Origin of the sequence: Streptomyces sp. PT12 (assembly GCF_003311645.1) — a bacterium.
In the GTDB taxonomy this organism is placed as follows: Bacteria; Actinomycetota; Actinomycetes; order Streptomycetales; family Streptomycetaceae; genus Streptomyces.
In genome coordinates this window covers 1-360 of record NZ_QEST01000124.1, presented here as the reverse complement: position 1 = coordinate 360, position 360 = coordinate 1, and the positions used below count along the sequence as shown (strand labels likewise).

At 69.7% G+C, this 360-nt stretch carries 1 pseudogene; it reads right to left on the bottom strand.

Annotation, left to right across the window (positions count from 1 at the left end):
- Positions 1-360, bottom strand: a pseudogene (locus DEH69_RS13645) (alpha-glucosidase); the annotation flags it as partial.

Sequence of the window (360 nt, the reverse complement as noted above, 5' to 3'; positions counted from 1 at the left end):
GGACCCATGTCGATGGGGCGCCCACGGGCCGCATCGAGTCGAGCGAGGAGTCGATCGCCCGCCGCAACTCCCCGGCGTTCCACGGGGTGTTGAGATAGTGGAAGTTGAACGCCTGGTGCAGCTCGTCCGAACGGACATACAGCGCCGTGCGGTCGGGGGTCGGGGTCCACGCCTCCGCGACGCCGATGCGCGGCGTGGGGTACTCGTCCAGGATCGTGCGCCACGAGCGGTAGATCTCGTGCACCCCGTCCTGGTCGAAGAACGGCAGGATGTCCGTGCCGAGCAGCCGCAGTTGACCCGGCTGCCCCATGTCGGGGAGCCCGGGGGCCTTGACGAGGCCGTGGGCGACGTCGATGCGGA